Origin of the sequence: Clostridium sp. AF34-13 (assembly GCF_003477845.1) — a bacterium.
GTDB lineage: Bacteria > Bacillota > Clostridia > Lachnospirales > Lachnospiraceae > Butyribacter > Butyribacter intestini.
The window spans coordinates 1-26,684 of the sequence record NZ_QUEB01000009.1 but is presented as its reverse complement, the minus strand read 5'-3'; the positions used below and the strand labels follow the sequence as shown (position 1 = coordinate 26,684).

Here is a 26,684-nt window from a genome sequence, read left to right as displayed (position 1 = left end):
CATTTTAATATCAGTTTCGCATATTTATATGACAAAAACAAGTCACATATTCATGCATAACATATAACATTATAATAATGATTTTAGAATGTCATACATTATAACAGTACACAATATTTTGTTTAATGTCAATCACATATTTTTGCAATGCTTATTTATAGTAACAGTTCAGCCTGTTACTTTTTATAAAATACTCTGTGGTGTAAATTTTATCATCTATATTTAATGCAATATTATAACTCCCGTTTTTTATCCTGTCTAACGGCACATTTACATAGTATTTCTGCTTTATAAATATCTGACTTTTCTGCTCCGTATCTGAGAAATCCTGCTCATATGTTCCATTTTCATTGTAGAGATACACCTTTTTTACCAAGTGATCCCTGCCGTATATCTGCAATAGGTCTCCGACTATACGAACAATGACAGGAAGACCGTTTTCAAAGCACTCCACATCATCACTTTCTTCATACTCATTTATGGCAATGGCATTGCTGAGATTTTCAAAATTTCCCTCTTTATATGTTGGAGCTTTAAGTTCCCCTACAATTATATCTCCGTCACCGCAAACAGATTTCGATAATTCTTTTGCATCAAATTTCATCTCGCTTCCACTAAAGAAATCCTTTTTACAGGATATTTCTTTTACACATTTACCTGTCTGATAGTCATATTTATATATTTTTGCCCTGCAGCCGTCAATCTCCTCTTTCAGATTTCCACACATCGCATATATATAATCTCCGTCATCTGTCACAAATGCGTTCGAGCGTGTGATACTTAAAGCAGTCGGCACTCTTTTTTCCTTTGACACTGTTCCCTTTTTTTCATCTATATTTAATATAAGTACATTTGAGCCCTCTATCTTATCAAAATATCTTACGGGTCTTCGATTAGCCGTATGGTTGTCAAATAAGATAATCTTATATTTCCCTGCATCACTGTCATAATCTAAAAGTGAAACCGCATGCTGCTGAAAAAACCATTCCATACTCTCTGCCGGTCTTAATACCTTGTCCTTTTGTGCTGTATTCTTATAAAATTTTGGATTTGCAATAATCCATACAAGTTCATTATCTTTAAGACTTATCTTCGCTATCGTGTGTATATTTCTCATTGATACTATGACGCAGTCCTCTTCAGCTATGTAGTCAAATGAATTTATATGTGCCCAGTCACTTCTCGTAACATATGTATCATCAAACAGCTCATTCACATTTATGCTTCTTAGCACATTTCCCGTTTCCGCATCTATTTCAATTATCATGTTTTCTGCAAATGAATCATTTATCGAACTTGATGCTATAAGATAATTTCCGGTATTTTTTTCTCTCACTGCCCAATGATGAAATCCGTTTGGATGAAGAAATGTCTTATAAACACGACCCATATAGTCCATCTCGTGCATCACCACAGAATGTGCATTTCCGTAATTAGGCTGACGCATATATTTTTCAGCATATAAAAATCTTCCATTGCCAAGCTCATGTATGCCATAAGGATGCGACGGTCTTCCAAGTATAAATCGGACATTTCCATTTTCATCAAAGGCATAAGTTGAACCGCTGTAACCGCCTGTCACAAGCATAAATCTGTCGTCTTTTTCATCCGTCTGCCCCGTCACATTTACATTCGTTTCGAGTTTTCCTCTAAGTTTAGGCGTATGTATCATTATCTTGTTCATATCAAGTACATTTTTGTCAGCATCTAAAAGATACACCTGAACAAGGTTATAAGCATTTTCATAAAGACCTATTATCGGAACTCTGTGTCTTGTTGTGTATGTCTCATCACACACCGTATAATCTTTAGAGCCACGAATCCCTTTTATCACATATCTCACCATACATTGCATCTCAGTGTTAAAAAGCAGCACTGCCGTCAACAACGATATTTTATAAGGATTTAATATCAAAAGAGCATTTTTGAAACTGTAAATATCATTGTCTAAAATGCGCTTTATCGCCAGTTCTTTTTTATAAGTCTGCACCGCCATAGACTGTTGAACATTTTCAATATTTGTAGCATATCCGTATTTTTCCTGATTTTCTGAAAGCTGTTCTTTTTCAGCCATCTGTGAAAAAACTTCTTCATTGATTATAAATGTATTAAATAATTTCTTTTTTATCACATTGCTTAACTGACTCTTAATATTCATTCCGGTGACTCCTTTTTATTTTGATGTACTCTCAAATTCTTCTGAACTAAAAATTCTGGTAGTTCATTTTGTTATCATATAATAATGCTTTAACTGCATGATATGGCTTAAATTCCTATATCACAAAAAAGTGCATTTTTCTACATATAAATCATGTACCTGTCAAGATTAAATATATGATAAAGATAATTCGTGTCACCGGGACGAAAATTTCGTGTCAGTTTTGTTTTATTTTTGTGTCAGTTTTGTTTTACCAATCAACTCCATACCGACTAAGCTCCACCCTGCCATCTTCAACCTTTATGCCGTCAGCTTCGAGTCTTTTTTTCTGTTCGTTTTCACCGCCGAACGCAAATGCTCCCGAAAGTTCCCCCTTAGAATTTACCACACGGAAGCACGGTATATTCTCCGGGTCTGGATTTTTGTGCAGGGCATTGCCGACGGCTCTTGACATTTTAGGATTGCCAGCCATAGCCGCAACCTGCCCGTAAGTTGCAACTTTTCCTGCGGGGATTTTTTTAACCGCCTCGTAAATCCTCTTAGTGGGACTGTCAGTCACTATCTCATAGCTTTCCGTAATCATCCTTTTAATATCCTTGTCAGGAATTGAGCCGTCAAGAATGATAGTGTTCCAGTTTTCCTTATTCTGATGCCACCCCGGAATAACAGACTCAAAAGCATCTCTCCAAAAGTCACGCCACTCATCATTTACCTTTACATTAAGGTTGATGAAGCCGTTTCTTTCATATGTCCATAAAAAAACCTTTTTACTTCCTTTTACACGCACAAGCTGCCAGTTTTCATCGTGAAACGGAGCACTCTGGTAAGTGTTTGGAAATGAAAGTCCGAAGTTTAATGCTTCTTCTCTTGTTGTCATTGTTCGTTCTCCTCTCGTCCATATACCCCTCATCTTTCCACCTATTTTCACTACCCAAGCAGTCCTCTATCCATATACTCTGCTATCTGCTCAGCAAAATAAGTAAGATATATGCTTGAACCAGCTCTGTAGGTTGCTGCTGCCATCTCACACACTATCTTTTCCTCGTCTATGCAGCCTGCTTTTGCAGCCGCTTTTACCATAGCATACTCTCCGCTCACACTGTATGTTGCCACAGGCACATCCACTATATCAACAACTTCCCTCACTATGTCAAGATAACTCATTGCAGGTTTTACCATAATGATGTCCGCTCCTTCTTCAACATCCTGCAATGCTTCTTTTATGCCCTCTTTTCTGTTATGATAATCCATCTGATAAGATTTTCTGTCACCAAAAGACGGTGCTGAGCCTGCAGCATCCCTAAACGGTGAATAAAATGATGATGCATATTTCACGGCATATGACATTATCGGTGTGTTGGTAAATCCATTCTCATCGAGTGCATTTCTGATAGCGAGCACTCTTCCATCCATCATATCTGACGGTGCAACCATATCCGCACCGGCTTTTACATGAGAAACCGCTGTCTTTGCCAAAAGTTCAAGTGTGGAATCATTGTCTACATCATGACCGCAGAGCAGTCCGCAATGACCGTGTGAAGTATATTCGCACATACACACATCTGTTATAAAATACATATCTGAAAAATCTTTTTTTGCAGCTCTTAAAGCTCTCTGCACGATTCCATCATCATCATAAGCACCACTTCCGACTTCGTCTTTTACATCAGGTATGCCAAACAGGATAACACTTTTAACACCTGCTTTTTTAAGACTTTCAAGTTTCTCGGACATTCTGTCTATACTATAACGGAACTGTCCCTCCATAGACGGGATTTCCTCTACTATATTCTCTCCTTCTCTTACAAACATAGGATAAACAAGCGATGACTTATCCATTCTTGTTTCCCTCACCATCTTCCTTAATATCTCATTTTGTCTTAATCTTCTTGCTCTCTGTATCATATTTGCCCTCTTTTCTTTATATCTGTTTTTCTCACAAAATTTGTTATCAAAAATATAATGTTTAGTACAAAAATTATTTTTCCCTCTGCATCAATACATATTTTAATCATACAGCAATAATATCTCGTCGATAAATCAACAATACCACTGTATTTTTGCAATTATTTCCACAAAATCCTGAAATTCCTGTGCATTACTCTTTTCTTTTATATCAAAAATCATCTTATGAACCGCCGCATCCAGTGATTTTTTCTCAGCATTTTCTTTGATATATGCCATAAATCTATCTATTTTTTCACGGTTTGCCCTAAATATCTCATTTTTGAGATATTCCTGCTCATATTCTCTTATTATCTCTTTTGCATCGCACAAATAACTTTTCTTTAATTCATTGTTTTTTGCGGCAAGCCTATCCATATCTTCCATTGAATATCTCGCCACACCCTGTATTTCCTCTATATCAGGCGATATGTCAAACGGAACTGCAAGGTCGATAAACACAACTTTATTTTTGTGCTCCTTTTCCTCAAAATGCTTTCTTGTGACAGTATAATGCGGACTTGATGTTGCACTTATTATAACATCCATCTTTTCCATATGTTCATATCTGTCTTTGTAATCTATTATATTGCATCTCGCATTTTTCTCTGGAATGTGGTTTCTTGCGGTTACATAAACATTTGCTCCCTCTATATCAAGTGCATCCAGCATAACTATATTTCCGATTTTTCCGGACGCACCTATTATCATAATGTTTTTTCCGGATAATGTACCAAATTTCTCGCCCGCCTGCTTTAGTGCAAGACTTGCAGTCGATACGGAAGTCTTTGACATAGGTGTGTCTGTCTTTACTTTCTTTGCCGCCGCCATCGCTGCCTGAAAAAGTGAGTGAAACGAATTTCCTATATATCCTTTTTTGTCACTTGCAAGATAAGCATTTTTTACCTGTCCCAAAATCTGGTCTTCACCAAGCACAACAGAGTCAAGACCTGCCGCCACCATAAAAAGATGATGAACCGCCTTTTTTTCTTCGTATCTTAATATTACATCCTGAATTTCTGAATTTTCTGAAACTCCGGCTTCTTCTAAAAGTACCTGCTGCATAAAAAGCACCGCTGTCTCTGTTTTTTCCCTGACTTCGCAATAAAGTTCCGTTCTGTTGCAAGTTGCAAGAAGTACCGCTTCATTTATATAAGGCGAACTTATAAGCCTTTCCATTATCCTCGCCTTTGCATCATCATCAAATGCAAACAGACCTCTTATCTTTGTATCTGCGGTCTTATGACTAACGCAAAGTAATTGTATGCTCATAAACTGATAACCTCACAAGTCCTCTCGATATCCTCTTTTGTATGTGCGACTGATACAAACATTGCTTCAAACTGTGCAGGTGCAACATAAATCCCATTGTCGAGCATTTTCCAGAAATATTCTGTATATGCGTTTGTATCAGATGTAAGTGCACTATCATAATCATCCACGACCTCACCTGTCTGGAACGCAGATAAAAGCGAACCTATCTGATTTACATGGAGAGGAATGTTTTTCTCTTTTGCCATCTTTCTGTACGCATCTGCAAGTTTTTTTGCACTCTCATCTATCTGTTTATAGTATTCAGGATGTGCTTTTAAAATCTTAAGAGTTTCAATTCCTGCCGTTGTCGCAATAGGATTTCCTGACAATGTACCAGCCTGATAAACCGGTCCTGTCGGAGAAACCCTGTCCATTATCTCTTTTTTTCCGCCATATGCAGCGATAGGCATACCACCGCCGACAATCTTACCGAGCGTAGTCATGTCCGGCTTAACACCAAAATACTCCTGTGCTCCGCCAAATTTAAGCCTGAATCCTGTTATAACCTCGTCAAATATAAGAACTGTTCCATATTTTAATGTAATATCACGAAGAAATTTTAAAAATCCCTCTTTCGGAGGAACAACCCCCATATTGGCGGCTACAGGCTCAACTATGATTGCGGCAACATTTTCACCATACTGCTCCATAAGTTCTCTTACGGAGTCCTCATTATTGTACTCTGCAACAAGAGTATTCTGCGTATAAGAAGCCGGAACTCCCGCACTATCAGGAACAGCAGTCGTAAGAGCTGCCGAACCAGCTTTCACAAGAAGCCCGTCAGAGTGACCGTGATAATTTCCCCTGAACTTTATTATCATATCTCTGCCCGTATAGCCTCTTGCAGTACGAATGGCACTCATCGTAGCTTCTGTCCCCGAATTTACAAGCCTTACTTTCTCAATAGATGGCATTGCATCAGTTATAAGTTCAGCAAGCTCCAATTCTTTTTTAGTAGGAGCACCAAAAGTAAGACCGTCAACACAGGCTTTTTTTACCGCTTCGATAACCTGTGGATGTGCATGACCTAAAATTCCTGGTCCCCACGAACATACATAATCAATAAATTCATTGCCATCCACATCGTAAATGTGGTCGGCATTAGCACTTTTTATAAAAAGAGGTGAACCTCCGACACTGCCAAATGCTCTCACCGGACTATTAACACCACCGGGAATCTTCTCAAGTGACTTCTCAAACAAAACCTTAGAATTTTCCATATTCGACCTTATATTCATCTTAAAAAGTACCTCCATATCTATATTTACAAATATTCATCTTAATAATACCTATATAAATTCTATATATCTATATAGTATAATTAATTATTCTTCTAAATTTATATTATGAAACTATCTTTATCTTAAATTATAATATCTATTTTAAAACTATCTTTACCTGTAATAGATTGTACGGTAACTGTACAATCATCACAGCCTACCCTTGTTTTTCAACATCCCTTACAATAACATCCACAATACCTCTTGCATCAAACTCCTCTGCAACAAGTTTCACCCTCAGTCCTGCCTCCTCGCAGTCCCTCTTTGTCACCGGACCTATCGCAACGATATTGTCATTCTCACAACCTGCCATATCCCTTAATGCTCTTGCACCTGAGCCGCTTGTCACGACAATATAATCAACATCAGGACATATCCTTTTTACTTCGTCAGCACGCCTTTCGTCCTGAATTGTCTCATAAATGCAGATTTTATCAAACTCAACCGACATTTCACTAAATTTATCCTCGATAAAGTTTTTACCCTGCTTTCCTCTTACAATAAGTATTTTATCCTTATCTGTCAATTCTTTTGACAATTCCTCCGCCAATATTTTTGATGTAAATTTTGATGGTATAAAATCCGCATATAAACCATATTTTTCGAGTGCTTTCTTTGTCGATGTACCCACTACGGCAAATCTGGCATTTGCAAGTTTTCGTATATCTACTCTTAAATTTCTCAGCCTGTCAAAGAAAATATTTACACCATTTGCACTTGTAAAGATAAACCATGAATATTTTTCAAGATTATTAAATATATCATCACAATCACTGTAATCAGGTATTGTCTCAACAAGGCTTATCGCAATCGTCTCACCGCCGTACTGCTCAAATTCTTTTTCAAGACTGTCCGCCATATTCCTTGAACCTGTTACAAGTATCCGCTTTCCGCTAAGCACTTTTTTTTCATTTTTGCTCTGCCACTCACATATCTGTTTTCCGACTCCGACAACATCACCGACCACTATTATTGCCGGTGCTTCTATATTATTTTTTCGGACCTCATCCTTAATAGTAAGCAGATTTCCATATACAGTCCTCTGTTTTGCCGTCATTCCTTTTGATATAACAGCCACGGGGGTTTCTCCGTTCTTTCCGTTTTTGATAAGTTTTTCACAGATATTTCCAAGACTTCTAAGTCCCATCAGAAATACAAGAGTTCCCTCCTCTTTTGCAATAACAGAAAAATCAAGAGCTTCTGATGGCTTTGCAGGATGTTCATGCCCCGTAATAATATGAACCGATGAAGCAGCCCCCCGATGCGTTACCGGAATACCTGCACTTGCCGGGACACTGTACGAAGAAGAAATTCCTGACACGATTTCATAGCTTATCCCCGCTTTTTTAAGTGCTAAAGCCTCCTCGCCTCCTCTACCAAAAATAAAGGGGTCACCCCCCTTAAGACGCACAACATATTTTCCGCTCAAAGCAAGATTTACGAGAAGTTCGTTTATCTCAGGCTGTTTTTTATAAATCGTATCAGCCCTTTTTCCAACATAGATAAGCTCTGCATCCATCTTCGCTTCATTTAATATTGACGGTGAGATAAGTGCATCATATACGATAACATCCGCCTTTTTAATACATCTTAGAGCCTCGATACTAAGATAATCCCTCTTTCCCGGACCCGCACCGACAAGAGAAACCATTCCTTTATTACCAGTAAATGACTTTTTTAGTTCATCTTTTTTCGTATTTATATCAATATCTTTTTTATCAGTATTTCCATTATCTGATTTTAAATTTACACAACATTTTTTATTTCCATTCTCATTTTTAATATCAGTATTCTTAGCATCAGATTTCAAAACATCAACAAGCCTTTTTGCAAGACTAATGGCAAATTTTAAATCCGTATTATCTGCATTGACAGGCTCAGAGATTTTTTCCCACTGTTCATCCGTTTTTTCATTTATAACAGCATACTTTGGAGTTTTTCCATCATAAGCATACATTCCCCTGAAATAAAAACCGTGCTCATCCACCGTACAATGAGCACCGCATGGTGCATTACAGCTTCCGTCAAGACATTTTAAAAATTCACGCTCAGCTTCAAGACATATCCTTGCCTTTCTGTCATCAAGTACCGCCATTACATCTTTTAAATCACCATTTCTGCACTCGATTGCAAGAATCCCCTGCCCTGCCGCAGATATAAATTTCTCCTCGTCAGGGTATATATAATCAAGCTCTGTATCATTGTCAAGACCAAGCCTTTTTAACCCTGCCGCCGCAAGAATAATAGCATCATACTCACCTGATTTTAATTTATCTATCCTTGTTCCGACATTGCCCCTCAGTGATTTTATCGTAACATCCGGGGAAATCTGCTTTATCTGGATTTCTCTCCTCAAGCTGCTTGTTCCGATGATACTGCCTGCACCGATTTTTTTTGTTTCTTTCCTTTTTAGAATAACATCCCTGTTGTCATCCCTTAAAAGAACCGCCCCAAGACAAAGCCCATCCGCAAGTTCCATAGGCACATCCTTTGCACTATGAACGGCAATATCTATGGTTTTGTCGAGCAGCTTTTCCTCAATCTCTTTTGTAAAAACACCTTTTCCGCCAATCTCACCGAGCGGCTTATCAAGAACCTTATCACCATGCGTAACCACATGGACAATCTCAATTTTTTCATTCGGAAAATATTTTAAGATCTGAGTTTTGACAAGCTCTGTCTGAATTAAAGCAAGTTTACTTTTCCTTGTTCCTATCCTAATCATACTGACCTCGTTTCTATGTATATCGGATTTGTTTGATGCAATGTGCAAAACAGATAACAATAATGCAATCCACAGCGGCATCATTCGTTTTTAATTATAATACATCCTATATAACTCAGTGTACTGTATCATTGATATTTCGTCAAATAACTTGTATAACTTTCCATCTGCTGCGTTGTCATCAATCGCCGTAGCCCGCTACGGCTCATTCTTCCGTCTTGCAGGCTGAAAATTTATCCTGCGTTATTTAACTGAAAATCATTAATACAATACACCCGCAGTCAAGTATGCTTTAAAATGAACATGACTAATAATAACAGTTCAGCCTTCCATTTGTTACGACTAATACATACTCTCAGCCATCTTAAACAACTCGCTTTCATCCATATCATCGTCTGTGCCAATGGTATTTATATATTTATCATCATTCCATTGCAATGTTCTCTCCCCCTGTTCTTCATATATATAACCCACATAACCGGCAATACTTACTTTTCTGCCATCTATATCCCTTCCTGAATATCTGGCGTCTTTTAAAATTTTATTTTTTGAATAAAATAAATACTTCTTATTTTCAACCCATTTTATATAACTAAAGTCTTCATCAGTATTTTGTTCACTTATCTTATAAACTTCAGGCACATAATCAGGAAAATCTTTTTTTCTTTCCTTAGCTTTATCTGCCCCATTTTCTTTAGTTTTCTTATTTTGATCGTAAGTTATACCAACATTCCCACCTGAATTCTTATCTATCTTTGTCGTTTTCCAAGCATCAAATCCAAATATATTAGCATCCATTTTTGTGGCAGCGAATAAAACCGAACTTATAAAAACAACTATAGCAGAAGCTTTAGTAAGTAATCTTAAAATTTTATGTTTCCTGTATTCTGTGGTTTTTTCATCATTTCTCCCACTAATAATCTTATCCTTTGTCCGTTCCTTAAAGTCACTGGGTAACTGAATTTTTTCCAAGTCAACATCATCATATTTTTTCTCCACTTCTCTTTCATACACCTTAAGATAATCTCTTATTTCCTTATCGTTCATAAACTTATCCTCCCTACCATCATTTAACTAATCAAAATTTTTTTTCCATCCAGAAGTTTCTCCAGCTTTTTTCTGCCTCTGCTCAGATATGAATACACCGTTGCTATATTCATATCAAACATTTTGGCTATTTCATCAGCAGTATAACCATAAACATAATAAAACAACATTATATCTGCGTATTTTTCAGGCAATTTACGTATATAATACACGACTTTATTATCTTCCGCTGATTCCGTAAAATCATTTTGAAATGTACTATCTTCTTTTAATCCATGCTTACTCAAAATACCTTTTTCATATAATTCTTCAAATGATACAACATTATTTCTTTTTCGTTTATTATACATATTTATTGCTACTCTTCTAATTACTACAACAATAAATCCCTTAAGTTCCTGGCAATCTTTTTCTTTTATTTTTGAAAAACTTTTAGAAATATTAATAAAAGCTTCCTGCACCGCATCCTGAGCAAGACCTTCATCTTTTAATACATCAAAAGCTATATAATACATAAGTTTTGAATATGCATTATATAGCTGATCAAATTTTTCTTGTTCTTCATAATCCCAATCAAGTTTATTCTTCTTCAAATCTTTTCCTCCGTTCATTTATTTGTTACTGTTGATGCCAACGGTACAAACAGTAACGATTTTATCCCATACTATACCAACTTTCCCTCTTCCACTTCTATTATTTCATCGCACAATGCATCTAAATCCTCGGTTATATGGCTTGCTATTATAATAAGCGTTCCGTCAGCCTTAAGCCTTTTAAGTATGTCATAAAACTTTGCGATGCTCTCCTTATCAAGTCCGTTTGTCGGTTCATCAAGCAGTAAGAGTTTCGGCTTCTCCATAACAGCCTGTGCTATATTTAATTTCTGTTTCATTCCGAGAGAATATTTTTTTACTTTTCTTTTATCCTCAGGGTCAAGTCCCACATCCGCAAGACACATCCTTATATCATCGTCTGATACACTGTTGTTTATCTTAGCTAAAGCTTTCAGGTTATCAAATCCTGTCATATCATCGACCATGCTCATATGCTCAATGATTATGCCGACACTCTCCGGAAATTCAATGTCTTTTCCGACAACCTTTCCGTCAATAACAACACTTCCCTCAGTCGGGAGTATAAGACCACAGATACTTCTTAAAAGCATTGTCTTTCCACTTCCGTTTCTTCCATGAAGTCCATATACTCTTCCACTTTCAAAAGTATGATTCACATTTTCAAGTACCGTATTACCCTTAATCTTTTTTGTTAGATTTTTAATCTCTATTTTCATAATCGTTCTTCCTTTCCGTATATCCATGTTATCTATAAATTTTTGTGAAACTATCATAATCTGTAATTAAATTGTAAGGATATAACAATTAACACAACATATAATCGGTTTCACAACCACCTAATCTTTTTTAAGCAAATCAATATGTTTTACATAAATTTTTATTATAACCAATACAAGAATTATCAATAAAATTATGATACCCACCGGGGTAATACAATTACCGACAAGTTCTCTCGTGCGTGGTACACTCGTATAATTTAAAAAATCACACTTATTTATGAATTTATACAGATTTTGTTTGTGTATATCTGATTCTTCCATAATCTTCTCATATAAATGCATTCCGGCAAACAAACCTGCTACATAAACAAGAAATATTGCAATAAATGCAAAATTATATGCAATATTAAGTTCTAAAAAATACTGCACATAAATAAGCAGCAGTCTTATAATATAATTCATCAGAAAATATTGAATCAATACACTCACCGACAAACTCTTCTGCCATAACAGTGAACCTGTTAAAATTGCAACAACCTCACATACCTGCAATACAAATACCGTTATAAATATACGGACAATATCGAATGTAACTGCCTTTCTCCTGGAATGTATGTGCATCATTCTTGCAAGATTTCCATCCGCAAACATTGAAAGCGGATTATTTTTCTCAACAATCGTAAAACAGATAAAACTTAGTGCCGAAAACAGATAAGGTCCTATTATGCTCTCAAATCCCACACCACCATACATCATCTCTTCCCCATACCCTGACAGACATATTCCTGAAATAAATATGACTATCATTGCACAGATATATGTTATTTTAGTTTTCTTCATTTTCCAAAATATCCCTTCTTAAAAAGACAATCTCTCCCAAATATTTTAGTATAAGCGATGCAAAGAATAATTTTGCCAGATTTATTATGTAGGAAAAAGAGTCAAATGTATGATAGTCAAACCATTCTGTTGCAAAATTCATATAAAATGAGGGACAGGTATCACTTAATAAAATATAATAAAGTGACGTCCATAAAACATATATCAATGAACCGACAATAATATATAAATTTGAAAATCCCAATATGTTTCTTAAAATATATAAAGTTGCTCCAATTAAATTCAAATATAAGATAAGCATTATAAACTTTAAAAGTACAAATAGATAATATGCACTCTTTAACAGCACGGAAATATCTGAAAACAGATTCATAAATATAAAATCCGTCAATATATATTCAACAGCAAATATAAATGAAAAAATAAATATATTTTTTGATTCTATTTTTTCATATCTTCTTTTTCCATATCTTATTATAATGTGTTTTTCGCCAAGAGCAAAAATTTTATAAAATGCCAATGAATATACAATAGGTACTATAATTCCAAGTATCTGTATGCAGTTCTGGTACTTGTCCCTCATTATCGAAGTAATATTGTCAGGGCTCACTTTTACACTTCCAAAGATTATACGCATATTTATACTGCACCACAATATTACAAACATAAACAGCACACAGGCAAATACTTTTATCACTTCTCTATTTCTGACACTAAATTTCATCATTTTTTCCCACCACCTTAAAATATGCTGCAACACTCCAGATTAAAACCATCGGAATATATGTAACAAAACACATTAAAAATGTCTGTAAGGTATTTTCATCAACGAACGGCTGCATAACATTCCCTATAAAGAAATATCCATTCCCAAAATAAATTCCAATCCATATTGCACTCACAATGAGCATTGAAAGTTTTGTATCCATAAGCAAAAATATAATACTTTGACACATAATGCCTAACAAAGCTGCCACAAGCAAATTTGTTAAAAGAAATATTATATATGTTAAATCCGGATTATGAACGCACCAATACGAAAACTTTCCCAGCTCTGCCACAGAGAACTGCTCAGAATCCATAAATCCCTTTTTTCCATGAAGAAAAGTAACCGTCATAACAATACTTACAATGTTTGGCACAATGTTTATTATTACTGCAACGATTGCTGAAGTTATTATTTTAGAAAAAAAGTAAGTTTTTTTATTCTTTTTCATATAACTGACCATGGCAACATTATGTTTATGTTCCACAACATACTTTCCACAATATGCAATCATAAAAAGCACAGGCATTGTCCACAGAAAATATGTTCTATAATACCCCTTTGCCGATATTCCACTCATAAATGAAGCAAATGCAGGATGATACGGATTTAACTTCACATCACTTGTTCCCGTAAAAAATATTGAATCAATCGAATGTAATACTCCTAATACTAAAGCTATAAATATTACTATTTTCGACTTCCATGATTTAAAAAATTTATATAATTCACTTCTTATCATATTTTCCCCTTTTCTATGCTCTAATCTCTAAACAGATATTTATTCTACTCCATCACATATTCATAATCTTTCCCGTTTTTATCGTGAAACACTATAGCTCCATCTTTATAAACATCAGCATTGTCTCCGTCATGAAACAAACAAATATTAAATTTCACTTTTCCTCTTGCTTTCGTGTTTATTTCCCCAATATCTGTTTTAAATTTTTTATTTCCGAATTTTAAATATTCGCAACTCATTGGTAAAACAAAATAATAATAATTCTTTTTAGAAATATCACCATTCTCACCAACTTGAAATGCAGATGCAAGCCTAAGATTTCTATATGATTTCTTTTCCATATCTTTGACTGAAACATATACATCTCCATCATCAGAAAAAGAACTGTCCTTTTTGGATTTTACTCTAAATCCTATAAAATCATCTCCAAGTTCCTTATTTCCTGTATAATCATATATCTCCAGATAAAATTTTGCATTCCCCACCGCTTTGCTTTCCCAGCTTCTTTTTTCTTCTGCCATCTTATCAATTTCGTTATCATCGTGAATTTTTGAGATAACACCTGACTGTTTTAAGATTGTTCCCACGATGATAACACCTGCTAAAGTTCCCAATAATATTTTGACAAATTTATTCATAGATACAACTCCATTCCTCCCCATGCCATACATATAAATATATAGCACAGGGCGTCTGTTTAGAATATTTATAACTAAATCATTTATTCACCATCATTCTCAGGAGTATCACCAATCTGAGGCGACCATGTTCCTGTAATCGTATATGCTTCTCTTGAACCATCTTTATTATCCTTTGCATATAATGCAGTTGGTCCCGGACTTACATTTCTATATGCAGAATAAGTCTTAAGCCCTGAACCTTCTTGTATCTTGTGTAATGCAGAACCATATTTATTAGTTTCATTTTTTACTACTTCTGCAATATAAAAGATTGTATATGTTTTTTTATTATCTTTAGTCGGTTCATCCGATGTCTTAAAATTAACTCCCCATGCATTAGAAACATCATTCGTTGTCCTTTTTACCGTATCTCCCTTATTTTTAGTTGCTGCATAACCTGATTCAACTTTAAAAGAAAACGCTCTATAAGCTATTTTTTTCTCAGCAGCACTACTATTTACCATATTTCCCACTCCAAGCACTAATGCCATACTCATCGTTGCTGCTATAAGTTTTTTTATCTCTTTTCTCATAGTTTCTTCCTCTCTTTCTTTTTCTTTAAATTGTACATATAATCCTCATCACTTTTAATAATTTTCCCTTAAACATAGTTTCTCATCTAATAATTAACTACATTAGAAAAGAATGTTTCTGTCTTCTGGCTATTACCATTTTTTGTAGTAACTACAAACTTAGCTCTATACTTACCACCGGATGTCACTTTATAGTTCTTTGTTACTGTAATTATTCTTCCCGAAAACTTAACATCATCCCAGATTTTTAATCTCTTCCATGTTCCGGAACTATACTTTTGCAGTCTGACCGAAACCACTATTGAATCCATTTTAGTCTCAGCTATATAATTCAATTTCATCTCAGCCTTTCCTTTTGATATGCTTAAATGACTGCTAGCCTTTTCCATGACTGAAGCTAATGTAGCAATTTCTGAACTTTGTTCACATTCAAGATTGTCACAAGCTAATGTTTTTTCTGAGTTTCCTAATATCATAGTAACTGCCAAAATTCCTAACAGTATTGTTTTGCACCAATGATTTTTCAAATTTTCTTCCTCCTTTCTCCATATTTGACATAATATCTGTTAAGTCCAATAGTCAATTAGTAGCAGGAATACTTTTTGATTCCTCCCGCCCATGCACTTTATACCAACTGTCAACCTATGTTCACATAACTAATTTTATACCCTTCACTATACTAAACAAAATAAAAACCCAAAATCTTGCAACTTTTCAAAATTTTTTTTAATTTTTTTCATACCTAATATACTATGCTTTATTTTTTTAAGAAAAAAGCAGGTAAACCTTTAAGATTTTTTTAATAAAAATTTATGACTTGACCTTATTTTTCAACACAAAGAAGGCATTTACCGGTTTCATCCGAATAAATGCCTTTTGCTGTTAGTTACATTTTATGTCTTTTGTAACTTCTGCTTACTATTAATTGTTTCTTATAATGTTGCTGCTTTGCACATTTATGTGCTCTATAACTCTTCTAATGCCTTGTCTAGTTCCTCCTCCGTCAGTATATCTCCTTTTTTTTCACACATCCTGTATATATTTTCAAATGCTTCTTTTCTTTTTTCTTCTTCCTGTATCTGTTCTTTGATATATGGTCTTAAGTCTCCGAGCCATACATTTACCTTTTCAAGGTTTTCAGGTATCGCATTTTCTATTTTTTTTCTAAGCTCTCTTGCAAGTACTGGACTTTTTCCTCCACTGCTTACACCGACAACTATGTCCCCTTTCTTTACTATCGACGGAAAATAAAAGTTACAATATTCTTTTCTGTCAACGGTATTTACAAGTATGTTTTTCTTAAAACAGATTTCTGATACCTTTTTATTTATCTTTTCATCGTCAGTTGCCGCTATCACAAAAAATCTGTTGTCAGTATCTGAGTCAGTAAATTCCCTCTGCCAAGTCTTTACTGCTCCCGTATATTCTTTTTTTAATAGTTCAAATTCCTCACATATCTCTGGTGCAACGACTAAGACCTTTGCACCATACTTAAGTACGGCACACGCCTTTCTGTATGCTATCTTTCCACCTCCGACAATAAGGCACTCCCTATCCGATATATCAACAAAAAACGGAAAATAACTCATCTTTTTTCTCCTTTGCATTTTAAAATTTAACCTAAAACCGTATAACTCCACCTGATATTCCCATATTTATATCATCTGTTGTCACTGATTCATCGGGTGCAGGTAATCTAAGTCTTAAGGTAACACTGAATTTCGTACCCTCGTTTTCTTTACTCTCGACATATATATCGCCGTCCATAAGCCTTGCAAGATTTCTCGCTATCGTCATACCCAGCCCCGTGCCTGATATGTTTTCTCCAAGAACCTTTTTCTCTCTTTCAAACATATCAAACAGATATGGCATAAATTCTTCGGAAATACCTATCCCATTGTCTTTCACTATTATCTCATATTCCATATAAATATTATCTGTCTCTTCTTTTACTACACCTCTCTCTGATATTGAAAAATAAATCTTTCCTCCATCTTCAGTGTACTTGACTGCATTACTCAAAAGATTTATACATAACTGTCTTATACGCTTTGCATCACCAACCACATTTTCAAACCGAAGCTTCTTATAGTCTGTATCAAATTCAAGATGTTTTTTATCTGCAAGAGGTCTTATAAGCTGCATAATATTTTCTATCTCTTTTGTCCATGAAAATACCGCATCATTAAGCGAAAACTTTCCACGCTCAAAATTACTTACATCAAGCACTTCGTTGACAAGCTCCAGAAGATTTTTGCTTGAATAAAGTATACTGTTTAAGCTTTCCATAACCTTATCCGTTTCATTTATATGTGATGCCGCTATCATGTCCATGCCTATTATGGCATTTAACGGTGTACGCATATCATGACTCATCCTTGAAAGAAAATAACTCTTTGACTCATTTGCCTTTCTTGCTTCCTGAACGGCAATCTTTACCGCATCATTTTTCTTTTCTTCCCTTTCTATCTGTTCAGTCACATCCATCTGTGAAAGAAGTATTGTTTCTTTCTTGTCATCAAGATAAACAAACCTGAATTTTTTATGAAATATTTCTCCACGATATTGCATAGTTGCGTAACATATGTAAACTTCATTTTTTTCTAACTGTCTTTTTATATTTTCAAGCTGCATTTTTTCTGATATTTTTTCGGCATACTCACTTAATACATATTTTTTTATTCGCTGGTTTAAAAATTTTTCATAAAAGACATTATATAATGTTGAATGTCCATATTTTGCTTCATTGTTGCTGTATATGCTTATCTTTTCATTCTGTATATTTATACCTATTACATAATCATAGTCCTCCATGATTGCCTTTTTTTGCATCTCATTTATACATACTTCATTTTCGTTTTTCATCAGAAGTATGATTCTTCTTTTGTCAGCCGGATTTTTTATTAATGTAGCTATATACCATTCTTTTTTATTTGTATCTGTTCTAAGTCTTACAAATTTCTTCTCCTGTTTCATATCCTCTGACTCTGCAAATTTCCTTAATGCCTCCGGCTCAAAATCTGATATGAATTCCTCACAATCATATAAGTAAACCATAGCATCTACATATTCCCCAAAAAAATCTGAATAACATACCGTCATGCCGCACATAGCTGTATCATATCTGCTATTTAAAATATATACACAGTCATCATATGGATTTATTTCAAAAACCTCATCATACACCATCTGTAAAGCTGCCATAAAAGACTGCCTTGTCTCTGTTGGACATTTTAGAAAACACTCCTCAATATCTTCCCTGTTATTTACCATTTTACCCTAACCCATTTCCTCTCTTAAACTTATATAATTCATTACCGCCTATTTTTCACCCTTATATCATCACATTTTCAAATTTAATAAAAATTCACATAATTCTCTTTCCTCTTCAGTGTCTTTACTATTTATAAATTTCACCGTTCCTTTCTCTTTAGAAGGATTTATAAGTGATGCACATTGCATCCTTCTTCGCATTTCTCTCGCTGTTCCCTCACCACCGTCAAATATCTGCACATCTTTACCAACTACAGCTTCTATGGCTTTTTTTGCAAATGGATAATGTGTGCATCCAAGTACAACTGAGTCAATTTTTTTACTGTTTACCGAACCAAATAAAATCGACAGATAGTTGTAAAGATCCTCCCCTTCTAAATCGCCTCTCTCTACAAATTCCATAAGTCCCGGACATGGGAGCGGCACTATTTCTGCCTGATTTTCATATTTTTTCATAAGGTTCTGAAATTTTTCCTGTTTCAAAGTCATCGGTGTAGCCATCACTACCACTCTCGATTTTTCCTTATATTCAACGGCGGGTTTTATTGCCGGTTCTATACCTACAAGCGGTATCTCAGGATACATCTGCCTGAGCACTCTTACTGCGGCACTTGTCGCAGTATTGCAAGCTACTACTATCGATTTTGCACCCATATCCAACAGTTTCTCAATATTTTTTATAGTAAGCTCTCTTATCACACTGACTTCTTTTGTTCCGTAGGGAGCATTTATTGAATCCCCAAAATACAGATAATTTTCGTTTGGCATTATCTTTACCAGTTCTCTAAGTACACTTATCCCCCCTACCCCTGAATCAAATACTCCTATGGGCTTTTCGTTCTTTTTATCTATACTCACTTTTATTCTCCCTTAATATTTTCTATATTTTGCCTTGCGGCATTTTGGTTGTCGTCCGCACCGCAGGTGTTAATAACAACTCGCTTTTATTATAGTACACTTTTCTTATAATCACAATTATTATAATCCCAGTAACAGTTCAGCCATAAAAAGATAATATTAAAAAGGAAGTGCCCGTTTTCACTACAATAACAGTCAGGCTTTACATTTCTGTTAGCTGTAATAGAAAACTTATGACACTTCCTCTACCAAATTTTTATGTCTTCTGCTCACTCACAACATATCCGCGGTTATGTTCTTAACAATTTTAAAAAACTGTTTTACCCACACTTTCATGTGAACATCGAAACTTTATCAATCATCTCTGTCGATAATCTCACGATAAAACTCCGTATAGTCTTTTCTTCCGGCTTTCATAGCTGCGATAGCTGTACGCGGATGCTGGTTTAAATGACCTGTGAGAAGATATGGAATAGCAAATCCCCATTCAACTCCTGCTGCCTTGAGCGGCTCAATATTTTCTTCAATAAATTTGATTATAGGGAAAAGATTGTACTGTGGATTTTTAAGGAAACCAAGTAAAAGCTCCATCTGACAGTTTCCTGCTCCTCTGCCCATTCCTCCCATTGTTGCATCAAGGTAAGATACACCCTGTGCACATGACTCTATAGTATTTGCAAAAGCGAGCTGCTGATTGTTGTGTGCGTGCATACCGATATATTTGCCGTACTTATCAGCGATTTCCATATACTGCTCTGATATTTTTCTTATCTGCTCAGGGAAAAGAGAACCAAAGCTGTCAACTATGTAAATTCCATCAACAGGACTGTTTCCGAGCATCTCAAGTGCAGTGTTTATATCTGACTCTTTTGCATTTGAGATAGCCATAATATTACAAGTAGTCTCATATCCCTTTTTATGAGCATCCTCTATCATATCGAGTGCTGCCGGCATAGTGTTCACATATGTTGCTACTCTTACAAGGTCTACAGGACTGTCTGCCCTGTCATGTATATCCTGCTTATAGTTACATCTTCCTACATCTGCCATAATGGAAATCTTAAGGTCTGTGTTATTATCACCAACAATTTCTCTGATAGTGTCATCTTCAGCAAATTTCCATTTTCCAAACTTGTTTGCATCAAACATTTCTTTGTCGGCACGATAGCCAAATTCCATATAATCTACTCCTGCCTTTACATTTGCAAGATAAAGATTTCTGATAAACTCGTCTGTAAAATAAAAATCGTTGACAAGACCTCCGTCACGAATTGTTGCGTCCAGTACCTTTATGTCCGGACGGAATGATAATAAATCACCTTTCTGTGCCACTTTTGTTTCCTCCATTTCATTTTTAACTGTCGTTAAGTATTTTTATTCAAAAAAAAGCATACCCAAAGTGCCGTGTCCCGAATTTTGAGTCCTAGCAAGTGCTAGGTGGGCAACCGCACATATGATTCTGCCTTCCGCTGCTATAGGTGGCGGCTTGGCATCCTCATATAGATATAGGAATCCCAATTCAAAAGTGTAGGTTCAAAATATCAGGAGTATCGAACACCCCAGGCATGTATGCTTTTGTTACTAATAGTATATACACTTTCGTAAAAAAATACAACCACATTTTTAATATTTATTCATATTCATCCATCGAAACACATTCTTCAAACTCAAAAGAGAATTTTGTTCCTTGCTCTATCTCACTTTCAACCATAATATCACAGCCGTGTCTTAACGCTATCTGCTTTGCAATCATAAGACCAAGTCCGGTTCCTTTCTGATTTTGTTTCAACTTTGATTTATAAAATTTTTCAAATATATATGGCAACGCTTCTTTTGATATTCCGACTCCGAAATCCTGTATCGAAACATATATCTTTACCTGTTTTTTTGGTGTAATTCTTTTTTCTATGGAGATTATTATCTCCCCTGATTCATACGAGAATTTGACGGCATTGTCTATTATTATCATAAACATCTGTCTGAGTCTTTCATAATCTCCAAGAATCATGCAGGGTTCTTCATCATCCACTGATAATTTCTGAGTTATGGTTATATTTTTCTTTCTTGCTATCTCGCGTGCACTGCGGAGCACATCACCAAATACCTGTCTGATGCTGACCGGTTCTTTTTCTATCTTGAAATCAGGGTTTTGCATTTTAGACAAAATGAACAGATCCCCTACCAGCCTTTCCATACTGCGACATTCTATGAGCATTTTGCGGTAATATTCATTTACCATAACTTCATCCGTTATGACTCCGTCATTTAAAGTTTCAGTATAACCACGCATAACAGTTATAGGAGTTCTTAGTTCATGTGAAACATTTGCAAAGAAGTCCATACGAAGCTGTTCCTGATTTTCACGCTCAGTTTTTGCTTTATACAGCCGTTTTGAAAGATCATCAAGATTATTTTCAAGCTTACCTATCTGACTTCCCGGCTTTTTTACATTTATCCCTGAATAATCTCCTGCCGCTATCCGATTTATATATTTTCCTATTTTTTCAAGCGGTCTTGAAAGGTATTTTGAAAATGCAAACCCTAAAGCTATTGATATGACAGCCGATATAAAAAGGCTTATGCTTATAAGATATTTTCCCTCATCTATTCCCATCGTCTGCTTGTCTACCATCGACACCATAAGAACAGCTCCACATACCTCTTTTGTCTTAACGATTTTTATTGGAACAGCGACATATAATATTACCATTCCATATACCTGGTCATAAGCTGCATTTGAGGAAATCTGTCCTTTATATGCATTTTCCATTACAATACCCATCTGTTTTGTAATGGTTTCTCTTGAAATTTCAGCATTTGTATAGTCCTCATCTAAGGGATTTTCTGCCTGTTCATTGCTAACTATCCATATGTCAGTTTTTTCCGCCTGTTCTATTTCGTCCATATATACATTATATCTTTGAAACTGTGATTGTTTTTTCTTACTTGCAAATTTAGAAACACGCTTTGAAATCATTTTCCCTTGTTTTGTAAGAAGCTCCGTATAGGAACGAACATAATTTTTCTGATATAAATTTATAAATATTGCACCAGTCAGCAACCCCGTAAATATCAAAACAAAGGCAAATGATACATATATCCTTATAGATATGTCATTGCCTTTTATTTTATCGGATATTCTTTTACATATCTTCTTCATTGATCGCAAATTTGTAGCCTACCCCCCATATTGTTTTTATACTCCACGCCGGATGTTCCACTGAATCTATCTTTGCACGGAGTCTCTTTATATGTGAGTCTACTGTTCTGCTGTCTCCATAATAATCATATCCCCAAAGACTGTCTAAAAGATTATCTCTCGTGAATACTTTGTTTGGATTGCCTGCAAGTGTCCACATTGTCTCTACTTCTTTTTTGGTAAGTGGAATCTTTTTTCCATCTATCATAAAAGAATACTCGTCCAGATTTACCTCCATATTGTTTATTCTTAATACCGAATCTGAGCCAACTGATACTTCATCACGGTTTATACGGCGCAGTACTGCACGAAGCCTAGCCATAACTTCACTTGGGCTGAAAGGTTTTACTACATAATCATCTGCACCTATATCGAGTCCCATTATCTTGTCGTAATCCTCACCTCTTGCCGTTATAAGGATAATAGGCACTGCCGACTTTTGTCTTATGCTCTTGCATACTTCATATCCATCCTTAAAAGGCATCATTACATCAAGAAGAACCGCCGCTGGCTCGTATTTAAAAAACATATCCTCTGCCATAACTCCATCTTTAGCTATAATAGGCTCATACCCCTCTTTCTTTACATAAACAGACAAAATATCAGTTATATCCTTATTATCATCAGCTATTAAAATATACTGCATGGTACACCTCATCTCCTTAAATTAAAACATTTTAATTCTTTTGTTTTTTATTGTTGCCCGGTGCTCTTACTTCAACACGGCACTTTGCAACTTTTCCATTTGATATTCTCGCAGTTATTGTAGCAGTTCCTATAAATCCTGCCGTAATCCTGCCCTTTGAATCAACTTGCACAATATCTGTATCAGATGACACAAATGTTGCTTTTTCCTTTGAAATACTTGGTCTGGTCGTCAGTTTAAGCTTTTTTGAATTACCTGATTTTATTTTAATTTTCTTTTTTGTAAAGCGTATGCTGACGGCTTTTGGCGATACTTCTACTCTGCATTTCAAATAAGTGGTATCCGGCATAAACAAAAATCCCGGCTTTGTTATCTTGACATTTATATCAGCACTTCCCACTCTTTTTCCACGGTATTCACAGGTATTATCTGATAATTTTTTTACACCAAGTACATTAGTGTCTGAACTGCTAAATTCTATATTACATTCTCTTTTTATATTCAGAACAGATAACCTTTTCTTTTCCTTTACGATTATCTCATCTTTTTGTTTGCTCAACTCATATTCATCAACACTTTTTTTATTTCTGTTTCTAATTGAATTTATGCTTGTAGTATTCTTCTCTGCTGCCGAAGTCCTGACCCCTGCCATACCCATTGCCAGAAAGACCAGAACAATCATTAAAAAACTAATACCTCTTCTCATTTTTTCTGCCATCTTATACATATTTACTCTCCATTTCTCATTATTACACTTTACCCAAATAAGTATAAAAATCATAATATTTTATACTTATCACCATTCATGCACTATCTTCGTGCATGGTATAAGAAATTTTATTTCTCATACTTTATCCCTACTATAATCTCCTTTGATGGCAGTTTATTGTCAATTCACCAACAATATTTATATTTTTATATTATGATACACGAGTCAAAAGCAGATAGCAATATATGTTTACATACAAATTGCTATCTGATGGCTTGACCCTGACATCATAATATAACAATAAAAGACATAATGCAACATTCACATATTACATTATGCCTTTTATTGTAACAGTTCAGCCATAAAAAGATAATTGGCAATACAATGAACTTGTTCATTGTATTGTTAAGTAGCTTTTTATGGTAGAATAGCCTTTCATTTCTGAAATGAAATAAACAAAAGCTGCAAAGCAGCGACTGACAGCTCGCTGGCAGGTTTATGAATGTAAGAAATGCAAGACTGAACTGTTACCTTTTATTTCTTAACAACTTTTTAATAATCTATTATTAATAGTCAAGTGTTATATCATTTGTAAATGCAGGATGCTTTCCGTCTTTCTCAGATATGTTTGGAGTTGTCCCATCAAGTATAGGCCATTCTACGCCTATTGCGGGGTCATCCCATTTAATGCCTGCTTCTGATGAAGGATCATAAAAATCTGTACATTTATAAGCAAACTCTGCCGTATCCGATAATACATAAAATCCATGTGCAAACCCTTCAGGAATATAGAACATATTTTTCTTCTCGGCACTTAATGTCACACCAAACCATTTTCCGTAAGTTTTTGAACCTTTTCTTATATCAACAGCAACATCAAAAACCTCCCCCGATAAAACTCTTACAAGCTTACCCTGTGTGTGTTTTTTCTGGTAATGAAGCCCTCTTAGAACTCCCTTAGTAGAGCTTGACTGGTTATCCTGAACAAATACCATATCAAGTCCTGCCTCTTTGAACTCCTCATAGTTGTAAGTTTCCATAAAGTATCCTCTTGAATCGCCAAATACTGTAGGCTGAATCAGATACAGACCATCAATCTCACCACATTTTTCAATTTGAAATTTTCCCATAATACTCCTCATTTCTTAAAAGGGAAGCTGCCACTTCACTATGCAACAGCTTCCCTTATATTTTCTGCTTTATGAATCAATTATGCAAGCTTAGATTTTGCAACTTCTACGAGTGCTGCGAAACCTTCAGGGTCGCTGATTGCCATCTCTGAAAGCATCTTTCTGTTAAGATCTACATTTGCAAGCTTAAGACCATACATAAATTTGCTGTATGAAAGTCCATTCATTCTTGCTGCTGCATTGATACGAGCAATCCAAAGTCTTCTGAACTGTCTCTTCTTCTCTTTTCTTCCGGCGAAGGAAGATGTAAGAGCTCTCATTACAGACTGCTTTGCAACTCTATACTGCTTAGATCTTGCTCCTCTATAACCTTTTGCAAGCTTTAATACTCTATTGTGTTTCTTCTTTGCATTTAAACCGCCTTTAATACGTGCCATTGATCTATCCTCCTAAATTATTTTGAATATGGTAAAATACGTTTCATCATCTTTGCGTTTGTAGCATCAACCTCTGTTGCTTTTCTGAGGTTTCTCTTTCTCTTTGTAGATTTCTTATTTAAGATATGGCTCTTATAAGCCTTCATCTTCATGAGCTTACCTGTTCCTGTTGTCTTAAAACGCTTAGCTGCTGCTCTTTTGGTTTTCATTTTTGGCATGATAATTTCCTCCTTAACATATGTTTATCTATCGGAACTTTATTAATTCCATCTAAAGAATGTCTTTTAGACAAGCTTTACCAACTCTTTAAAATCCTAACGTTTCTGTGATAAGAACATAACCATTGAACGACCTTCCATCTTAGGATTTTTGTCAACTACCGCAATATCCTCAAGTCTTTCATAAAAACTGTCAAGTATCTGTTTGCTGTAATTTACATGAGCCATCTCTCTTCCACGGAAACGAAGAGTAACTTTGACTTTATCTCCTTTTGTGATAAACTTTCTTGCCTGATTTGCCTTTGTGTTCAGGTCGTTTGTATCAATATTCGGAGAAAGTCTTACTTCCTTGACTTCCATCGTCTTCTGTTTTTTCTTTGCTTCTTTTTCTTTACGCGCAAGCTCATATCTGTACTTACCGTAATCAATAATCTTACAAACCGGTGGCTTAGCATTTGGTGCAATCTTTACAAGATCTAAATCTGCCTCTCTTGCAAGTTTTAATGCCTCCCTCGATGACATGATACCAAGCTGTTCTCCGCTTTCACTTACTAATCTGACTTCTCTGTCCCTGATTCTTTCATTAATCATTAATTCGCTAATTGTAGTGCACCTCCAAATAATTATATACTTTTTAATGTTAAAAAAAATGTGGATAGCAAAGTCTATCCACATTTTATCTATAATAACCGTAAATTATATCTAATCAAAACCCGAGTCACTCATAGGTGCTAAGGTGAGAGTGGATAACTCTACTTCGCATTTGCTCACGCAACATAAAACATAATAGCACAGCGACATTTATATGTCAAGCGTGTTTTGCGTGTTTTGCGTGTTTTTACTTTTTTCCTCATTTGCAAAACTAATTTCCACCCCTATATGACTTGTCGT

The 26,684-nt window shown here is 35.3% G+C and carries 26 protein-coding genes, 1 other RNA gene and 1 other annotated feature; all 27 genes read right to left on the bottom strand.

The features are described from left to right. Positions 1-151: 151 nt before the first annotated feature. On the bottom strand, positions 152-2,158 hold the full coding sequence (locus DWZ63_RS08785) for an aryl-sulfate sulfotransferase (RefSeq protein ID WP_118499519.1): 2,007 nt from the start codon (positions 2,156-2,158) through the stop codon (positions 152-154). Between the two features lie 250 nt (positions 2,159-2,408). After that, complete coding sequence (locus DWZ63_RS08780; protein WP_022013861.1) at positions 2,409-3,035, bottom strand: methylated-DNA--[protein]-cysteine S-methyltransferase; 627 nt, start codon at positions 3,033-3,035, stop codon at positions 2,409-2,411. A gap of 50 nt (positions 3,036-3,085) precedes the next feature. Continuing rightward, positions 3,086-4,063: a porphobilinogen synthase gene (gene hemB / locus DWZ63_RS08775; RefSeq protein WP_055944624.1), complete on the bottom strand. Its 978-nt coding sequence runs from the start codon at positions 4,061-4,063 to the stop codon at positions 3,086-3,088. Positions 4,064-4,198: 135 nt separating this feature from the next. After that, a complete protein-coding gene (gene hemA / locus DWZ63_RS08770) occupies positions 4,199-5,374 on the bottom strand; it encodes a glutamyl-tRNA reductase (RefSeq protein WP_055944627.1) in 1,176 nt (391 codons plus the stop codon). Beyond that, the gene (hemL, locus tag DWZ63_RS08765) at positions 5,371-6,654 is read right to left on the bottom strand and encodes a glutamate-1-semialdehyde 2,1-aminomutase (protein ID WP_330672401.1); all 1,284 of its coding nucleotides are present in this window, start codon (positions 6,652-6,654) and stop codon (positions 5,371-5,373) included. Before hemL ends, hemA begins: the two co-directional genes overlap by 4 nt. Before the next feature lie 199 nt (positions 6,655-6,853). Then, on the bottom strand, positions 6,854-9,421 hold the full coding sequence (gene hemC / locus DWZ63_RS08760) for a hydroxymethylbilane synthase (protein WP_055944630.1): 2,568 nt from the start codon (positions 9,419-9,421) through the stop codon (positions 6,854-6,856). A 342-nt stretch (positions 9,422-9,763) separates the two neighbouring features. After that, a complete protein-coding gene (locus DWZ63_RS08755) occupies positions 9,764-10,468 on the bottom strand; it encodes a DUF4367 domain-containing protein (protein ID WP_055944633.1) in 705 nt (234 codons plus the stop codon). Positions 10,469-10,491: 23 nt separating this feature from the next. Further along, a complete protein-coding gene (locus DWZ63_RS08750) occupies positions 10,492-11,061 on the bottom strand; it encodes a sigma-70 family RNA polymerase sigma factor (protein WP_055944636.1) in 570 nt (189 codons plus the stop codon). 71 nt (positions 11,062-11,132) lie between these two features. Continuing rightward, the gene (locus DWZ63_RS08745; RefSeq protein ID WP_118499667.1) at positions 11,133-11,762 is read right to left on the bottom strand and encodes an ABC transporter ATP-binding protein; all 630 of its coding nucleotides are present in this window, start codon (positions 11,760-11,762) and stop codon (positions 11,133-11,135) included. A 117-nt stretch (positions 11,763-11,879) separates the two neighbouring features. Further along, a complete protein-coding gene (locus tag DWZ63_RS08740; RefSeq protein WP_055944642.1) occupies positions 11,880-12,602 on the bottom strand; it encodes a hypothetical protein in 723 nt (240 codons plus the stop codon). Next, a complete protein-coding gene (locus DWZ63_RS08735; protein ID WP_118499517.1) occupies positions 12,589-13,329 on the bottom strand; it encodes a hypothetical protein in 741 nt (246 codons plus the stop codon). Before DWZ63_RS08735 ends, DWZ63_RS08740 begins: the two co-directional genes overlap by 14 nt. Beyond that, positions 13,316-14,110: a hypothetical protein gene (locus tag DWZ63_RS08730; protein ID WP_055944648.1), complete on the bottom strand. Its 795-nt coding sequence runs from the start codon at positions 14,108-14,110 to the stop codon at positions 13,316-13,318. The genes DWZ63_RS08735 and DWZ63_RS08730 overlap by 14 nt, the downstream gene beginning before the upstream one ends. 44 nt (positions 14,111-14,154) lie before the next feature. After that, entirely contained in the window at positions 14,155-14,748 is a 594-nt protein-coding gene (locus DWZ63_RS08725) for a hypothetical protein (RefSeq protein WP_022013852.1), read from the bottom strand. An 83-nt stretch (positions 14,749-14,831) separates the two neighbouring features. Further along, complete coding sequence (locus DWZ63_RS08720) at positions 14,832-15,323, bottom strand: DUF2712 domain-containing protein (protein ID WP_055944651.1); 492 nt, start codon at positions 15,321-15,323, stop codon at positions 14,832-14,834. An 86-nt stretch (positions 15,324-15,409) separates the two neighbouring features. Then, positions 15,410-15,850: a hypothetical protein gene (locus DWZ63_RS08715; RefSeq protein ID WP_055944654.1), complete on the bottom strand. Its 441-nt coding sequence runs from the start codon at positions 15,848-15,850 to the stop codon at positions 15,410-15,412. A 438-nt stretch (positions 15,851-16,288) separates the two neighbouring features. Then, on the bottom strand, positions 16,289-16,912 hold the full coding sequence (locus tag DWZ63_RS08710; RefSeq protein ID WP_055944657.1) for a bifunctional precorrin-2 dehydrogenase/sirohydrochlorin ferrochelatase: 624 nt from the start codon (positions 16,910-16,912) through the stop codon (positions 16,289-16,291). 31 nt (positions 16,913-16,943) lie between these two features. Continuing rightward, on the bottom strand, positions 16,944-18,596 hold the full coding sequence (locus DWZ63_RS08705; protein WP_118499515.1) for a HAMP domain-containing sensor histidine kinase: 1,653 nt from the start codon (positions 18,594-18,596) through the stop codon (positions 16,944-16,946). A gap of 69 nt (positions 18,597-18,665) precedes the next feature. Beyond that, positions 18,666-19,454: a glutamate racemase gene (gene murI / locus DWZ63_RS08700; protein ID WP_022014962.1), complete on the bottom strand. Its 789-nt coding sequence runs from the start codon at positions 19,452-19,454 to the stop codon at positions 18,666-18,668. Between the two features lie 354 nt (positions 19,455-19,808). After that, on the bottom strand, positions 19,809-20,786 hold the full coding sequence (locus tag DWZ63_RS08695; protein WP_022014961.1) for an aldolase catalytic domain-containing protein: 978 nt from the start codon (positions 20,784-20,786) through the stop codon (positions 19,809-19,811). A gap of 55 nt (positions 20,787-20,841) precedes the next feature. Beyond that, positions 20,842-21,023: non-coding RNA, 6S RNA (ssrS, locus tag DWZ63_RS08690), on the bottom strand. 61 nt (positions 21,024-21,084) lie between these two features. Continuing rightward, on the bottom strand, positions 21,085-22,614 hold the full coding sequence (locus tag DWZ63_RS08685; RefSeq protein ID WP_118499513.1) for an ATP-binding protein: 1,530 nt from the start codon (positions 22,612-22,614) through the stop codon (positions 21,085-21,087). Then, positions 22,598-23,299: a response regulator transcription factor gene (locus DWZ63_RS08680; protein WP_055944666.1), complete on the bottom strand. Its 702-nt coding sequence runs from the start codon at positions 23,297-23,299 to the stop codon at positions 22,598-22,600. The genes DWZ63_RS08685 and DWZ63_RS08680 overlap by 17 nt, the downstream gene beginning before the upstream one ends. A gap of 31 nt (positions 23,300-23,330) precedes the next feature. Continuing rightward, positions 23,331-24,026 carry an Ig-like domain-containing protein gene (locus DWZ63_RS08675; RefSeq protein WP_055944668.1) on the bottom strand — a complete coding sequence of 232 codons (696 nt, stop codon included), beginning with the start codon at positions 24,024-24,026 and terminating at the stop codon, positions 23,331-23,333. A gap of 548 nt (positions 24,027-24,574) precedes the next feature. After that, on the bottom strand, positions 24,575-25,138 hold the full coding sequence (rfbC, locus tag DWZ63_RS08670) for a dTDP-4-dehydrorhamnose 3,5-epimerase (RefSeq protein ID WP_055944671.1): 564 nt from the start codon (positions 25,136-25,138) through the stop codon (positions 24,575-24,577). A gap of 80 nt (positions 25,139-25,218) precedes the next feature. Beyond that, positions 25,219-25,575 carry a 50S ribosomal protein L20 gene (gene rplT, locus DWZ63_RS08665; RefSeq protein ID WP_022014891.1) on the bottom strand — a complete coding sequence of 119 codons (357 nt, stop codon included), beginning with the start codon at positions 25,573-25,575 and terminating at the stop codon, positions 25,219-25,221. A 17-nt stretch (positions 25,576-25,592) separates the two neighbouring features. Beyond that, positions 25,593-25,793 (bottom strand): 50S ribosomal protein L35, encoded by a 201-nt coding sequence (gene rpmI / locus DWZ63_RS08660; protein WP_022014892.1) that lies wholly within the window; start codon positions 25,791-25,793, stop codon positions 25,593-25,595. 96 nt (positions 25,794-25,889) lie between these two features. Beyond that, positions 25,890-26,384: a translation initiation factor IF-3 gene (infC, locus tag DWZ63_RS08655; RefSeq protein ID WP_055944674.1), complete on the bottom strand. Its 495-nt coding sequence runs from the start codon at positions 26,382-26,384 to the stop codon at positions 25,890-25,892. A gap of 46 nt (positions 26,385-26,430) precedes the next feature. Further along, positions 26,431-26,557: a sequence feature (ribosomal protein L20 leader region), on the bottom strand. Positions 26,558-26,684: the final 127 nt, after the last annotated feature.

What these genes read in the sequence shown, in the direction of transcription:
- DWZ63_RS08785 (WP_118499519.1), bottom strand. Translation starts at nt 2,158, where the DNA reads ATGAATATTAAGAGTCAGTTAAGCAATGTGATAAAAAAGAAATTATTT.
- DWZ63_RS08780 (WP_022013861.1), bottom strand. Translation starts at nt 3,035, where the DNA reads ATGACAACAAGAGAAGAAGCATTAAACTTCGGACTTTCATTTCCAAAC.
- hemB (WP_055944624.1), bottom strand. Translation starts at nt 4,063, where the DNA reads ATGATACAGAGAGCAAGAAGATTAAGACAAAATGAGATATTAAGGAAG.
- hemA (WP_055944627.1), bottom strand. Translation starts at nt 5,374, where the DNA reads ATGAGCATACAATTACTTTGCGTTAGTCATAAGACCGCAGATACAAAG.
- hemL (WP_330672401.1), bottom strand. Translation starts at nt 6,654, where the DNA reads ATGAATATAAGGTCGAATATGGAAAATTCTAAGGTTTTGTTTGAGAAG.
- hemC (WP_055944630.1), bottom strand. Translation starts at nt 9,421, where the DNA reads ATGATTAGGATAGGAACAAGGAAAAGTAAACTTGCTTTAATTCAGACA.
- DWZ63_RS08755 (WP_055944633.1), bottom strand. Translation starts at nt 10,468, where the DNA reads ATGAACGATAAGGAAATAAGAGATTATCTTAAGGTGTATGAAAGAGAA.
- DWZ63_RS08740 (WP_055944642.1), bottom strand. Translation starts at nt 12,602, where the DNA reads ATGAAGAAAACTAAAATAACATATATCTGTGCAATGATAGTCATATTT.
- DWZ63_RS08735 (WP_118499517.1), bottom strand. Translation starts at nt 13,329, where the DNA reads ATGATGAAATTTAGTGTCAGAAATAGAGAAGTGATAAAAGTATTTGCC.
- DWZ63_RS08730 (WP_055944648.1), bottom strand. Translation starts at nt 14,110, where the DNA reads ATGATAAGAAGTGAATTATATAAATTTTTTAAATCATGGAAGTCGAAA.
- DWZ63_RS08725 (WP_022013852.1), bottom strand. Translation starts at nt 14,748, where the DNA reads ATGAATAAATTTGTCAAAATATTATTGGGAACTTTAGCAGGTGTTATC.
- DWZ63_RS08720 (WP_055944651.1), bottom strand. Translation starts at nt 15,323, where the DNA reads ATGAGAAAAGAGATAAAAAAACTTATAGCAGCAACGATGAGTATGGCA.
- DWZ63_RS08710 (WP_055944657.1), bottom strand. Translation starts at nt 16,912, where the DNA reads ATGAGTTATTTTCCGTTTTTTGTTGATATATCGGATAGGGAGTGCCTT.
- DWZ63_RS08705 (WP_118499515.1), bottom strand. Translation starts at nt 18,596, where the DNA reads ATGGTAAATAACAGGGAAGATATTGAGGAGTGTTTTCTAAAATGTCCA.
- DWZ63_RS08685 (WP_118499513.1), bottom strand. Translation starts at nt 22,614, where the DNA reads ATGAAGAAGATATGTAAAAGAATATCCGATAAAATAAAAGGCAATGAC.
- DWZ63_RS08680 (WP_055944666.1), bottom strand. Translation starts at nt 23,299, where the DNA reads ATGCAGTATATTTTAATAGCTGATGATAATAAGGATATAACTGATATT.
- DWZ63_RS08675 (WP_055944668.1), bottom strand. Translation starts at nt 24,026, where the DNA reads ATGTATAAGATGGCAGAAAAAATGAGAAGAGGTATTAGTTTTTTAATG.
- rfbC (WP_055944671.1), bottom strand. Translation starts at nt 25,138, where the DNA reads ATGGGAAAATTTCAAATTGAAAAATGTGGTGAGATTGATGGTCTGTAT.
- rplT (WP_022014891.1), bottom strand. Translation starts at nt 25,575, where the DNA reads ATGGCACGTATTAAAGGCGGTTTAAATGCAAAGAAGAAACACAATAGA.
- rpmI (WP_022014892.1), bottom strand. Translation starts at nt 25,793, where the DNA reads ATGCCAAAAATGAAAACCAAAAGAGCAGCAGCTAAGCGTTTTAAGACA.
- infC (WP_055944674.1), bottom strand. Translation starts at nt 26,384, where the DNA reads ATGATTAATGAAAGAATCAGGGACAGAGAAGTCAGATTAGTAAGTGAA.